The following is a 13,453-nucleotide window of genomic DNA, read 5'->3' as shown; positions in this document are numbered from 1 at the left end:
TAACATGTGTAAAAGGTAGAGAGAACCTTGCTCGTTGTGAGCTAAGGTCCCCTCTTGGTTCGATCAACTCCTTATGATTGCTTAGGAGAGATTGCCTGTTTGAAGCTGTCATACACATTCATCCAATAAGCTGACCGTTCCGTATATGCGCGGCGTAATTCATCATAGAACCCCTTTGATTTCTCTTCAAATGACGGGTCCTCTTTAGCTGGTAATTGGGCGCGGCCATCCATCACGTATTTCTCCAATTCAGGTGCGCGCGGGCCCCACTTTGCGATGACCTCGCCCGATTCGTTCAAGACCAAATAAATAGGAATCGCACGCCCGCCATTCGTTAAATAACGGTCAATCAAGTCTGTATCCTCATCACGCAATACCGTTCGCACCTCTACACCAGCGGCTTCAGCAACCTTTCGGATAATCGGGTTATTCAGCATGGCGTCTCCGCACCAATCTTCCGTGATGGCGAGGATATGTACATTCGCAGCTTTCAACTGCTGGATGAAAGCATCCTGAGGAACCTCGAATTGATGATAAATTTGAAAGGATGGCTCCTTTAGCTGTGACATCTTCTCCATGTATTCTTGGATGCTTGGAGATTCATCATAATACTGTTGTTCTGTTTTCATCCTTGTTCCTCCTCATTCATATGTCTCTCTGGCTAATTATACATGCCTAAATGAATTGTCCCCATGATTAAGCTCTTTCATAGCCAATTCTTCCGTTTACGACTGTCTTAACTGCACAGGCCCTTAACATATCTTCTGTCGTTCCAGTGAATAGATCACGATCAAAGATGGAGAAGTCAGCCACATATCCTTTTTTAATCAGGCCGCGCTCATGCTCCTTGCAAATAGCCTGCGCACTTCCAACGGTATACATTTGGATGGCCTCGAAGCGTGATATTTTCTCTTCAGGCAGATAACCTTCATGTTGCTCACCCGGATTTTTCCGTTCAACCGCCGCATAAATCGTCCAGAGGGGATTGATATCCTCCACCGGTGCATCAGTGCCAGCCGCACACATGAATCCCTCGTTAATGAGCGAGCGGCAAGTGTAAGACCACCCTAGCCGATCAATCCCGAGACGGTCAATAACCCAAGGGAAATCTGATGGGACAAAAGCAGGCTGAAGATCAAGAACAACAGAAAGCTTCTTCATCCGTTCGATTAAATCAGAACGAAGAACACTGCAGTGAATCAAGCGGTCCCGCTTACCTGCTGGAGCTGGATATTTCTCAAGGACACTGATCACTTGCTCTGCTGCCATATCCCCGATGATATGGACAGCGACGGTCTCATTGTACGACCTTGCCTGTTGCACCAATTTGGCAAGCTCTTCATCTGTCTGAATGAGAAGTCCTGTATGATCCGGATTATCCGCATACGGGCTTGATAGGGCAGCTGTAGATCCTCCAAATGCCCCATCAGCAAAGATTTTCATGGGGCCAGGTTCAATGAACGGTTCATCAAAATCGGGCTGATCATTCATCATTTTGTCAAAGACAGCATTATGGCGCAGCAAGGTTACCCGGAAATGATGTTCTTTCCCAATTGTTCGCTGAAAGGCGGTTAATGGATTCTGATATGGACCGAAATAATCCATATCCTCTGTGTGGGCACCTGTCAAACCATAGCTATGCATTTGCCGGATTGCCCGCTCCAGTGCTTCGGTTAAGTAGGCAAGATACCCCTCTCCCATTTTCGGCTGGGCATCATTAACAGCGTTCATTGCTTGATCATATAATAAACCATTTACGTTTCCATTCTCATCACGACCGATCTCACCGCCTTGGGGTGCTATACTATGTTTATCTATTCCACCAGCTTTCAAGGCAGCTGTATTCGCCAAAGTCATATGGCGGCAGACGCGTGTCAACAGTACAGGTCCTGCATGAATGGCATCAAGTTCTTCAATAGAAGGAATCCGCTTATCTGAGAACTGATTCTCATTCCATCCATCACCAAACAGCCATTCTCCCTCAGGGGTAATATTAGCTGTTTGCCGAAGAAGTTCGAGCATTTCTTCCGCTGACTTAGCTTGGGATAAATCCAGCCTCATCAGCTTTTCTCCCTGATTGAGCAGGTGAATATGACTGTCAACAAAGCCTGGATACATAGCCGCTCCATTCAAATCCACACACTCATCAGCCTCTTGCCTCAAATCAATGAGCTTTCCAGCATCAACAATGATGCCATCTTCCACTAGAACGGCTTCCACCGTCTCCATCTCCCGCTCCATTGTATAAATGGGCCCCCCGTACCAAAGCTGTTTCATTTTCTCTATCCCCTTTTATTCGAGGAATCTATCCTCGTCTCTGCCTATTTTTACTATTGTATAAAACTTGGAAGAATATGGTCAATCCGTTTGTTTACTAAAGATATATGATGGAAAATTGCGATTGTTGCCAAAAGAACATATTGTATAATAGTAAGTGTATTTATTCACATTGACCGATATTTATATAAAAAAGAAGGGTCTGATAGCCATGGCGAAACATACAGGGAGCAAGCTCACCGCCTTAAGACAGCTGGCTATGGAAGCTTTCCTTTTTCTAGGTATGGCTGCCTTTATCTTCTGGCTTATCCAAAAATGGAACCCCCAGTTCTTTCCGGTTCTATTGACGGGAGACAGAAATGCGCTTGAGCAGATGATTCAACATGAAACCGGCTTTTATGCTGTCTTATTTACGATTGGACTTGAATACATCCAAACCTTCTCCATAATCATACCAGGGGCACCGGTCAATATTGCCGCGGGACTTGTATTAGGCGGATTCATCGGTACCATTGTTTGTACAATAGGATTCGTCTCGGCTAATGTCGCTGTATTTGCACTGGCCAGAAAATTACACGGTTTATTGGAGCGTTTTATTCCTTCAAAGGGTAAGATAAATCCGAAATGGAAGTTTATCAGTGAATCTGAACATCCTTCCTTGATGATTATCTTAGCTTATGGGATTCCCATCATGCCCAATGGCTTTATCCCATACATAGCAGCCAAATCGTCCATATCCACAAAAGGCTTTTCATGGGCTGTTTTCTTCGGCGGTTTTCCAGGCATCATGTTCAGCAATTTTATGGGGCATTTCATCGTTCGCGGTCATTACAAGAACGCCATCATTCTCGGTCTCATATGGATCGGGTGTTTTATCCTGTTTCTCATGAACCGGAACCATCTCTATAAATGGGCTGCTAAAACCCAGAAAAAAAGAAAGAGCTAATTCCTCTATGACTTTTTGAGGCGTTAGCTCTTTTGGTTTTTCCTATTTTGGTGTCGTTATGTTAAGAATTACGTATTAATTTACCTGAAACGTTTGCCGGTCCGGAAATCGCGATATCCCCTTGTTCTGGCTGAGTGTTAGATACAAAGACTTGGAAAACATGATGTCCTGCTGATACATTCGTTAGAACCGTTTGAAATTTCGTGGTCACTCGAGTGGCTCGTCCTCATTATTAGAAATGGATTCCTGGGTGGTGCTTCCGACCGTCGTACCATCCAATCTGACCTCGAGTAGAAGAGTTGGTTGATTAGGTTGGCCCATGCTTGTTTCCACATTCGTAACATCCCACCCTACAGTTGTCAGCAACTCAACAAAGTTTACTGGATTATCAATAAATAAGCCGAATTCCATAATACGCCGTGGTGTTGACGTTACTGGAATGGATACGCCATTTCTTAAATTTGTTAGTATGCTACGGTTATAGTTTATCAAAGCCATACTTATTCCCCCTTTCTGATTTATATTACATACTATGTGTGCAGAAAGGGATTGCCTGTACAAGCTCCTAAATCAATTTTCAACGTATGAATCATTTTCATTCACACAAAAACCCCCTCCAATGTATAAATTGGAAGGGGCATTCTCGATTCACGCAAAGGCAATATTCTTATTCTTCCTATTCTTCATAAGACACTTTACATCCTCAATAAAGGCATCAACCATCAATTCCCTCGTTGCCCAGGAGGTTATCAAACGGATGGCGGAGGATTCCTCGTCTACTTGCTCCCACACATAAAAGGAATAGTTCTCCTTAAGCTCAAGAATAACGCTGTCTGGAAGAATAGGGAAGAGCTGGTTTGTTGAAGTTTCCGCTAGGAAGGAGATGCCGTTTCTCTTCAATCCCTCTTGGAGCTTCATCGCCATGTGATTAGCATGATCAGCTAAATCCCAATATAAATGGCCTTTAAACAGCTCTAAAAACTGGATGCCAAGGATCCGGCTTTTTGCCAGCATGGCCCCTTTTTGCTTCATTAAATAACGAAAGTCCTCCTTAAGCTCCTCCCGCTGAATCACAAGAGCCTCTCCCATCATTGCACCATTTTTCGTCCCGCCGATATAAAAGGCATCTGGATACACGGCAAACTCAGCCAATGTCATATCGTTATTTGAAGACATGAGGGCGGAGCCTAGTCTTGCTCCATCTACATATAAATAAAGATGGTTTTGTTCACAAACCGTTTTTAAAGCCTGCAGTTCCTTTTTTGTATAAATCGTACCTAGCTCAGTTGGATTCGAGATATAAACGAGCTTAGGCATGACTGTATGTTCGTCCGGATGTTTTGCGAGAACAGCTTCCACCTGATTTGGCTTAAGCTTGCCATCTTCTCCCGGTACGGTAATCACTTTATGGCCAGTTGCTTCAATAGCACCCGCTTCATTGACATAAATATGGCCCGTATGCGGTGCGATGACAGCATGATGTGGTTTTAGAAAGGCAGAAATGGCTGTAAGATTTGTTTGGGTTCCCCCAGTCAGTAAATGAATATCTACAGCTGGATTTTGAATTTGTTCCTTTAACAGCCGGATGGCCTCTTGCGTATAGGAATCATACCCATAACCCTCTTCCTGCTCATAATTTGATTCTGCCATTGCCTTCAAGATGGCTGGATGGGCAACTTCACTATAATCATTTTTGAAACTATACATATTGCACTGCCTCCACTGTTAACATTCTAAAGTCTGTTATTTTAGAATAAGGAAAAAACAGCCTCTTTTCAACCACTTTTACTTGGAGCAATAGAAAGAAGGCTTACAAAAAGGCCCTGAATGAAAACAGAGCCTTTTCTCTCTATTCATGTGAATGGAAAGTACAAGCTTGAAAAGAGGCGCCGTTCATCCGGAGAAATAATCAAGGATAAGCGAAAGCAGCAACCCAAAAGCGGTAATCAACCCAGTACTCGGGCCGCTGTTTTCATAGGCTTCCGGCATCATCGTCGATGAGACCATAGCGATAATCCCTCCTGCCGCAAAGGCTGCAATGCCGCCCATAATAGATTCCGGTGCTGCAGACAGAAAGACATATCCGCAGAAGGAGGCCAGCGCTGATATAAGGATAACAGCAATCCACAGGACATAAATCTTCCAAGCAGGATAACCGCCCTTCTTCAATCCGGTCGTGCTGGAAAGTCCCTCGGGGATATTGCTAATAAAAATCGCTGCAACGAGCATCCAACTGACTGAAGGCCCCGCAAGCAGACTTGCTCCAATCATGATGGACTCCGGTATAGCATCCATCACCGTGCCGATAAAAATGGAAAAACCTCCTTCACCTTGACTGCCAGATCTTTTCCGCTCTCCAGCCCCTCTTTTAGAAATATAGGAATTCAGCAGTGTAAAGGTTATAGCACCAATCATGAATCCAATCGAAACAGACAAAATCTCGCCTTTTTCAACATAATCGCCCAATAATTCATAGGCAGCAGCTCCGATTAATACCCCTGTTCCAAAAGCCATCACATACCCAATCATTTTTCCAGACAAATGAAACACCATGGCTAGGATCGCACCGACAAATACTGCTGAACCAGAAACAGCTCCCCACATGGCAGCTGACCACATCATATGCAGCCTCCTTCCATTCAGGTTTACATTCTCTCCTCAACATTAGCTAAATCTAGGTGAAATAAACCTTTCCCTTTAAAACAACGATGATACCTATATATTGCCCTGATTAACGATGAGCTGCTCAAAAATGCTTGAAATTAGGAGAAAAGGCAATTCTATGCCTAAAGGAACAGGGGGTTAAAGAGGGTTCATAATGATGTGACAATTCTAAAGGAGCATATGGAAACGAAACTTCAATCAACTAGATGAGCTGTGAATGATTGCCTTTATACAATGAAATCTTCAAAAGAGGAAGGCCTTGAAGAGGTTAAATGGAGGATAAGCATCAATTTATCCAAATATAAAAAGGTCCTACAAAAGATTTAATCTTCTTGCAGGACCTCATTAAACGAATCTTTCAAACGCTCAGAGCTTAAATGCCGTCATATTTCTTATTTATTCTTTTTCTTTTTCTTCTTTTTGTTCTTTTTATCACAGTCACATTCCTTGTCCTTTTTATGACAATCACATTTCTTTTGATCCTTCTTATTGCCTTTTCCATTGTGTCCGTGATGATGGTCTACATCATCGTGATGCTTATGACCATGTCTTCTTCCGTGCTTGTGATTTCCTTTGCAATCATCATAATCATCATCGTGATCATTCTTGTCTTCCTCACAATCGAGATTACATTTAGGGCTTTCTGATTGTGCAAGCATGACTAAGCCATATGGCAATTCATTGACCACTGCAGTCGTGGTGCCTGATACCTCTAATTGTATGGTCGGCGCTAACGTACCCCCAAAGTGAGCAAATTGGAAGCTGGCCGGCAATAAACCTACTTCATCAATGCTGATTCCTTGCAGGTTAAAGTTATCGATGAAGCTTAAGACTGAGAAGTCCGGAAGAACAAGCCAGGAATAAGCCTGGTACTCCTCCTGCGGCGGGTTCGCTAAGACAAGTCCGCCATTATTTAATGGGACATAATTTCCGCGCAGGCCGCTTGCAACAAACCCATATAACCCATCCGGTCCAGGTCCGGGAACTAGTCCAGGAGCAAAAGTGAACTTATGGCTATCCGTGAATAAATAGTAATTTCCACCTCTTACAACGATATGAGGGCGCTCTGTTTGCTGGTTATTGCAGCTTGCTTCAAGGAGCGCAGGGAGAAGCTCCCATTCGGAATACTCATCATTCCGAAGCAGTGCGATTCCGATATTACCGGTATAATATCTCGCCTCCTCCGGTACATTAGGACCGCAATCGACATCACTCGCCGTCCCCGCTACATTCCCTTCAAATAATAAATATTCGCATCCAGTTGCAGGATCCTTGAAGAAGAATGGGTCACGGAATGCATAAATAATGCCGCCGCTGGATTGCTCTTGTGTTTGATATAGTACACCATCCGGCTCAAGAATGATTTCATGAGGAGCAAAGTTCACAAATCTAACCCCATCTAAGTCTGAGATATAATCACTGCTTGATAAGGCAATGCGTTGTTCATACGTGATTTGTGCTTCTCCTCTTCTTCCTGTTGCCGTGTAGAAATAATAGATACGGCCATCATCATCAAGCATAGCGGACCCAGCCCATTGCCTTGAACCAAAGGCTGTCCCTTCCTCAAATAAGGCGCCTCCTTGAATCCAATCATAGCCGTTTCGAGAATAGAAATAAGCGATTCGAGCGATATCATGACGCTTACCTGGAAGGACGCTCCTTGGTGCTGATAAGGCGAATAAGACTCTCCACCCGCCTGGCAGTTCTGCAACAGAACCATCCTTCGTCATCAGCGGCCACATATCCCATATATTTAAATCCGGCGATATACGAGGGAAAGGTTCATTAATGACACTTGATACATTGGTAGAAGTGATTCTAATTTGTTCCGATTGCTCCCTTGTCCAAGAAGATGGAACGGCATCTAAGTGTTCTTCTAAACAGCATTCGTAATCTTTAACCGGGTCATAATGACAAAAATCTCTGACTTGCTTTTTTGAAAAACTTCTAAAAGTGACTGGCATATTACCTGATGAGCCACTCGGAAAATTCCGGTTACTGATGTTTCCTGTTGGTTGATTCGTGTTTCCAGGAACAGGGAAATATTGCCTGCACCCCTTCATATGATGATGATTATTATTAGTCATTAAAAAACGCCCCTTCGATTTTGTAATACAAGCTGACAATAACCACTTTATGAATGTGCGGAAATATTGTTTCCGTTATTAACCTAGAATCTATACATATTTTTAAAAACTTTATATAATCGCCACTTAAAAGACGAAATAACAAACAGCCCGCACAGACAAAGGCATAAAGCCTATCACTTCCCCCAACCGGATGGTGCATGACCAGAAAAAGCAGTCCTACTGTCCATGCTCCCTTTGAAATAGCTTACATGGAATCGGAAATATCCACGATAGGCATATAATGCGCCAAAAGAAAATATGTTGTACAAACTAGCTATAAATATGGAGGGGAATACATGAATGATATTCTGATAACGGCAGACATGATGGCTCGTTACCATTCTCTAAGCAAAGAAAAAAAGGCGATAGAAGATGAAATGAACGTCTTGAAGGAAGTCTTTCATCAATTCTTTGACAAGCAGGCAGGAGTGAATCAAAAAGGAGAGTTAATAGAAGAAGGGCTTAAGCTGCAACGACAAATTAGAAAGACAGAAAAATATCTTCCAGAGCCCACGGTGCAGAAACTAGAGGAGCTGAAAATGAAGGATCTCATTAAGGTAATCAAAATCCCTGATGAAGAGAAGATTAACGCCTCCATTAAACTAGGCTTCATGCGAGAAGAAGATTTAGAAGGGTGTAAGGCTATCTATTATTCAAAGGCTATCTCCATAAAACAAACATAATATCTATCAGTCTCTCTATTCACTAAAAAGAGAAAAGGTCTTGCAAAACAACCCTGCAAGACCCCTTCCTTCGATTCATTTTGTCAATTATACATTACTTACAGCCGCAGTCTTTCTTTTTCTTTCTCTTATGGTTTTGCTTGTTTTGGTGTCCGTTGTCTCTGCTATAGTCATCTTCAGGGTGTCTTACATCACAATAGTGTCCGTCATGATGTCCATTTCCGTGATCATGATTATTCCTATGGCGTCTTCTATGAGAGTGTCGGCCGTCACAATCGTCCTCGTAGTCATCTTCATAATCTTTATCGTCTTCCTCACAATCCAGGTGACATTTAGGACTCTCTGATTGAGCAAGCATGACCAATCCATAATCCAATTCATTCACAACCTGTGTTTCTGTACCTGATACCTCCAATTGCACAGTCGGTGCTAATGTCCCTCCAAAGTGAGCAAATTGGAATCTTGCCGGCAGTAAACCGACCTCATCAATACTAATTCCTTGAAGATTGAAATTATCGATAAAGCTTAGGACTGAAAAGTCAGGAAGAACAAGCCATGAATAAGCCTGATACTCCTCCTGCGGAGGGTTTGCCAAGACCAATCCTCCATTATTTAATGGAACATAATCCCCTCTTAGCCCGCTCGCAACAAATCCATATAACCCATCCGGTCCAGGTCCTGGTTCAAGTCCAGGTGCGAAGGTAAACTTGTGACTATCCGTGAATAAATAGTAGTTTCCTCCTCTTACAACGATATGCGGACGCTCTGTTTGCTGATTATTGCAGGTTGCCTCAAGCAATGCCGGCAGAAGCTCCCATTCTGAATAATCATCGCTTCGGAGCAGGGCAATACCAATATTCCCTGTATAGTATCTTGCTTCAGGCGGTACATTAGGCCCGCAGTTAATATCACTTGCTGTTCCGGCGACATTTCCTTCGAATAACAAGTACTCACAGCCTGTTGCTGGATCTTTAAAGAAGAATGGGTCACGGAAAGCATAAATGATTCCACCGCTGGATTGCTCTTGTGTCTGATATAATACCCCATCAGGCTCTAAGATAATTTCATGCGGAGCAAAATTGACTAATCTCACCCCATCCAAGTTGGAAATATAGTCACTGCTCGTTAACGCAATCCGTTGTTCATACGTGATTTGAGCTTCTCCTCTTCTTCCTGTAGCGGTATAGAAATAATAGATTCTGCCATCCTCGTCAAGCATGGCTGAACCAGCCCATTGTCTTGAACCAAAAGCAGTCCCTTCTGCAAATACATATCCTCCCTGTATCCAATCAGCACCGTTTCGAGAATAGAAGTAGGCGATTCTCGCTATATCATGGCGCTTACCAGGAAGAACACTCTTCGGAGCAGATAAGGCAAACAATACTCTCCACCCGCCTGGCAGCTCTGCTACCGACCCATCCTTTGTCATTAACGGCCACATATCCCATATAAACAAGTCTGGAGATATCCTAGGAAACGGCTCGTTAATAACATTGGTGACATTAGTAGACGTAATTCTGATTTGCTCCGATTGTTCCCTCGTCCACCTAGATGGGACAGCATCAATATGCTCTTCCAAGCAGCAATCAAAATCTTTCACAGGGTCATAGTTACAGAAATTCTTTACTTGCTTCTTTGAGAACCTTCTAAAGGTTACTGGGGTATTCCCTGATGAACCACTTGGGAAATTACGGTTAATGATTTGACTATCTAGCTGATTCATACTTCCCGGAACCGGAAAGTATTGTCTGCACCCCTTCATATAGTAGTGCTTGTTAGACAATCTACAACACTCCTTTTTATTTAGTTGTGTAAGCTTACATTCATACATTATGAAAAGGCGAAAGGCTTGTTCATGCTCTAACCTATTAATATTTTCGATTTACCGATAATTAATGCATTTGTACTAGCAAATCGAAAAAAATAATAGATTCCTATCTCTTATCGGCCGCTGCCGTTACGTTTGGGAAGCCTATTATTTGTTTCTTAAGCTCTGGAACTCTGAATCTGGCGTTCAGATAAACACGCATTTCAGCTTGCTCCCCTTCCGTCTTGCTTTATGAGTTTGTTTCCCGTTTATTAGGGTGAAAAATGGCAGGTGCCATATGTATGTGCCTTGACAACTAAGGAGGTAATAACATGAGAAAAACAGCCATTATCACTGGAGCAGGGAGCGGCTTAGGACAAGCTGCAGCCATTCGTTTAGCCAAAGAGGGGATTAATATTGCTGCCGTTGATATAAATGAAAAGGGTGGTCATGAAACAGTCGAGACAGCTAAGCAAAATGGAGTGGATGCCCTATTTATTAAAGCTGATGTTTCAAATCCAGAAGATGTGAAGAATTATGTTGAACAAACAATCGAACACTTTGGATCAATTAACTATATTTTCAATAATGCAGGGATTTCCGGTAGCGGTTCTTATTTCCTTGATTCGAAGATTGAAGAGATCCAGCAAATCGTCAATATCAATTTAATGGGTGCCCTATATGGGGTTCGATATGTAGCAGAGGCGATGCTTAAAAACGGCGGCGGCTCTATTGTCAACACCGCTTCAAGCGCTGGGGTTATTGGACAGGATTCTGTCGTAACCTATTCCGCCACCAAGCATGGGATTATTGGTTTGACTAAGAGCATGGTCGCTGAATATGCTAAAGACGGCCTGCGTGTCAATGCCATTGCACCAGGTCCAACAGAAACGCCGATGGTCAAAGCCTTTTATGAAGCAAATCCTTCCATGAAGGAGAACGCCACAAAGGGAATTCCTCAAAGAAGGTTAGGGACTCCTGAGGAGGTAGCCGAACTTGTCACCTTCCTTCTTACCTCAGAGGCTCAGTATATTAACGGGGAAGTAATCCGGATTGATGGTGGTTTTACGAATACGAAGTAAATAAAATACCATTTGGCCTAGAGGTTTTCCTCTAGACGTTTTTTCATTTACCCCTTTTTGTAATCTTGTCCCATGAGAAATTGCTTTGATCGATAAATGACTTCGATCATGTTCAAATAAAAAAGGACAACCAGCATAGGTAAACTGGTTGTCCTTTCAAGCCTTTATTTAGCTGCATCCTCTGTGTTCTCTTCCATATTAAAGCTGTCAGCAAATTCCTCCATTGCGCTTAACATGCCGCCGGTGGCAGCATCATAAAAGGCCTCATCCCCGACTACCTTCCATTCGCCGTCCACTTTCTTCATATGCACATCCACATTCGTTGTAATGAGGTTGTCCTTATTGTCATCGACCATTTTCTTAAATTTGGCGAGTAAGAATTCTTCCATTTCCGCATCAATCTCTTCCTCCGTTTTATCGGAGAATGCTAAGGACATTGATTGGATGAACATCTCGCCCATCGCAGCACTAGTCGCTTCCTTTAAGTCAGCTTGCTCCATTTCAACTGCAATGGTTGCTGAATTTTCCTCTTCTTTCTTCACATCGCCAATCTTATAGGATAAGTGCTTAAATAAGTAGGCAAGAGCTTCCTCTGCTTTCTTCTCCTCTGCCAAATCCGTGACCGTATCTTCCATTGAAGAGCTATCCGCCCCCTCTTCTTCCACCACATATTTTTCCATCTTTTCCGAATCTCCAGATTTCATGGCTTCAAGGGCATTTTCCAGCGCAATCTTTCGTTCATCCTTCTCTGCTCCAAGACTTGAGCAGCCAATCAGCAAAGTGGCCGTCAAAATAAAGAGCAAGAAAGCCGTAAAACGTTTATTCATGTTGCTTTTCCTCCTTGATGTTTCGTTCAAGCCCATATTCATTCTCTATTATTATCGTATATAAAATCTGTTTGTGCAAAATAAAAGAAAATCCTTTTGAATAGACTGCCAGGAAGGAAATGTGAGTAAATCTAACATAACTTTCATCATTTTATAAAAAGATACGTGAGAAAAGTTAACAAAACACATGACAGATGAATAAAATGCTCGTATTCTAATGAAAATACATGTTCTTCAGGAGCGAAGATCATTGAGGATGAAAGGGTGAAACGAGATGAAGAATCGAAGAAATGAACAATTAGCGGAACTCATCATCCAATTGGATTTACTAAGGGATGAGTTGTATGAGGAATTGCTGGGACATTGCGGATCTCGCGCGGAGGATTTGCTCCGTCTTTTGCAAAACAGCGAGAATCATCGCCATATGTTCACTAGACAAATCCCCACTAACCATAAGGATGCCTACATTGGGCTCCTAGAAGCCTTATTCATGTCTGCCGCAAACGAGAAAACGGCAGGATAAACCGCTATCTCTATTCCCCCTCTATTCCCCCATTGAACAGCCGTCAGGGTATTTCCTGACGGCTGTTTTTGCCTATTTTCGCATTTGAAACTGAGCGTTGATCTGACCTTTGATCATCTCGTCGCGGATTTTTTTGCGGTTGTTTTCTGTTAGGAGCTTTTTCTTAATCTCAGAAGTTTGTACGCCTTCTTCTCTCTTCTCGGCGATCTTCATTAATGTTTCAACATCAGCAAAAGAATACTTCCTGACTCCCTTTTCCGTCCGTCCTGGAGCAAGCAGCCCGCGCTCTTCGTAATATCTAATTTTTCGAAGGGAAAGTCCAGTAAGTTCACTGACGATTCCAATCGAAATCACTTTTTTCTCTTTATAGGATGTCATAACTCCCTCCTTCATACGTAAGCACTTTGTCTTTACTATATAGATGATTATCTCTCAATGAAGCGTTTTCTCAAGATTTTTGGGAGAAGTCCTGACACATGTTTTTATCTTATTGAGAGATAGGTGCATGACTTTTT

General features: G+C 42.8%; 14 protein-coding genes. 4 read left to right on the top strand and 10 right to left on the bottom strand.

What is annotated here, in order from left to right:
• Nucleotides 1-71: 71 nt before the first annotated feature.
• Both ACY8DX_RS10740 and ACY8DX_RS10735 read right to left on the bottom strand, forming a co-directional pair.
• A complete protein-coding gene (locus tag ACY8DX_RS10740) occupies nt 72-629 on the bottom strand; it encodes a thioredoxin family protein (RefSeq protein ID WP_462406859.1) in 558 nt (185 codons plus the stop codon).
• 67 nt (nt 630-696) lie between these two features.
• On the bottom strand, nt 697-2,277 hold the full coding sequence (locus tag ACY8DX_RS10735) for an amidohydrolase (RefSeq protein ID WP_462406858.1): 1,581 nt from the start codon (nt 2,275-2,277) through the stop codon (nt 697-699).
• A 211-nt stretch (nt 2,278-2,488) separates the two neighbouring features.
• Here ACY8DX_RS10735 and ACY8DX_RS10730 point away from each other — a divergent pair, with 211 nt between their 5' ends.
• Nucleotides 2,489-3,223 (top strand): TVP38/TMEM64 family protein, encoded by a 735-nt coding sequence (locus tag ACY8DX_RS10730; RefSeq protein ID WP_462406857.1) that lies wholly within the window; start codon nt 2,489-2,491, stop codon nt 3,221-3,223.
• A gap of 61 nt (nt 3,224-3,284) precedes the next feature.
• Here ACY8DX_RS10730 and ACY8DX_RS10725 read toward each other — a convergent pair whose 3' ends face one another.
• The 5 genes from ACY8DX_RS10725 to ACY8DX_RS10705 form a co-directional block, all read right to left on the bottom strand.
• Nucleotides 3,285-3,434: a hypothetical protein gene (locus tag ACY8DX_RS10725; RefSeq protein WP_462406856.1), complete on the bottom strand. Its 150-nt coding sequence runs from the start codon at nt 3,432-3,434 to the stop codon at nt 3,285-3,287.
• Nucleotides 3,431-3,634: a hypothetical protein gene (locus ACY8DX_RS10720; RefSeq protein ID WP_462406855.1), complete on the bottom strand. Its 204-nt coding sequence runs from the start codon at nt 3,632-3,634 to the stop codon at nt 3,431-3,433. Before ACY8DX_RS10720 ends, ACY8DX_RS10725 begins: the two co-directional genes overlap by 4 nt.
• Nucleotides 3,635-3,871: 237 nt before the next feature.
• On the bottom strand, nt 3,872-4,930 hold the full coding sequence (locus ACY8DX_RS10715; protein WP_462406854.1) for a threonine aldolase family protein: 1,059 nt from the start codon (nt 4,928-4,930) through the stop codon (nt 3,872-3,874).
• Nucleotides 4,931-5,116: 186 nt separating this feature from the next.
• The gene (locus ACY8DX_RS10710) at nt 5,117-5,842 is read right to left on the bottom strand and encodes a ZIP family metal transporter (RefSeq protein ID WP_462406925.1); all 726 of its coding nucleotides are present in this window, start codon (nt 5,840-5,842) and stop codon (nt 5,117-5,119) included.
• A 437-nt stretch (nt 5,843-6,279) separates the two neighbouring features.
• A complete protein-coding gene (locus ACY8DX_RS10705) occupies nt 6,280-7,974 on the bottom strand; it encodes a glycoside hydrolase family 68 protein (RefSeq protein WP_462406853.1) in 1,695 nt (564 codons plus the stop codon).
• Nucleotides 7,975-8,312: 338 nt separating this feature from the next.
• Here ACY8DX_RS10705 and ACY8DX_RS10700 point away from each other — a divergent pair, with 338 nt between their 5' ends.
• Complete coding sequence (locus tag ACY8DX_RS10700) at nt 8,313-8,699, top strand: hypothetical protein (RefSeq protein ID WP_049670935.1); 387 nt, start codon at nt 8,313-8,315, stop codon at nt 8,697-8,699.
• 94 nt (nt 8,700-8,793) lie between these two features.
• On the opposite strand, the gene ACY8DX_RS10695 is transcribed toward ACY8DX_RS10700, so the two are convergent.
• Nucleotides 8,794-10,482, bottom strand: a complete 1,689-nt coding sequence (locus ACY8DX_RS10695; RefSeq protein WP_462406852.1) for a glycoside hydrolase family 68 protein — start codon at nt 10,480-10,482, stop codon at nt 8,794-8,796.
• 356 nt (nt 10,483-10,838) lie between these two features.
• On the opposite strand from ACY8DX_RS10695, the gene ACY8DX_RS10690 reads away from it, so the two are divergent.
• Nucleotides 10,839-11,588, top strand: a complete 750-nt coding sequence (locus tag ACY8DX_RS10690) for an SDR family NAD(P)-dependent oxidoreductase (RefSeq protein ID WP_462406851.1) — start codon at nt 10,839-10,841, stop codon at nt 11,586-11,588.
• Between the two features lie 164 nt (nt 11,589-11,752).
• On the opposite strand, the gene ACY8DX_RS10685 is transcribed toward ACY8DX_RS10690, so the two are convergent.
• A complete protein-coding gene (locus ACY8DX_RS10685) occupies nt 11,753-12,415 on the bottom strand; it encodes a hypothetical protein (protein ID WP_462406850.1) in 663 nt (220 codons plus the stop codon).
• Between the two features lie 274 nt (nt 12,416-12,689).
• On the opposite strand from ACY8DX_RS10685, the gene ACY8DX_RS10680 reads away from it, so the two are divergent.
• A complete protein-coding gene (locus ACY8DX_RS10680; protein WP_462406849.1) occupies nt 12,690-12,938 on the top strand; it encodes a hypothetical protein in 249 nt (82 codons plus the stop codon).
• A 72-nt stretch (nt 12,939-13,010) separates the two neighbouring features.
• Here the strand turns inward: ACY8DX_RS10680 and ACY8DX_RS10675 are convergent, their stop codons facing one another.
• The gene (locus ACY8DX_RS10675; RefSeq protein WP_049670939.1) at nt 13,011-13,316 is read right to left on the bottom strand and encodes a MerR family transcriptional regulator; all 306 of its coding nucleotides are present in this window, start codon (nt 13,314-13,316) and stop codon (nt 13,011-13,013) included.
• Nucleotides 13,317-13,453 lie beyond the last annotated feature (137 nt).

The sequence above is a fragment of the Gracilibacillus sp. Marseille-QA3620 genome (assembly GCF_054950035.1).
This window is presented reverse-complemented; position numbering and strand designations above follow the sequence as displayed.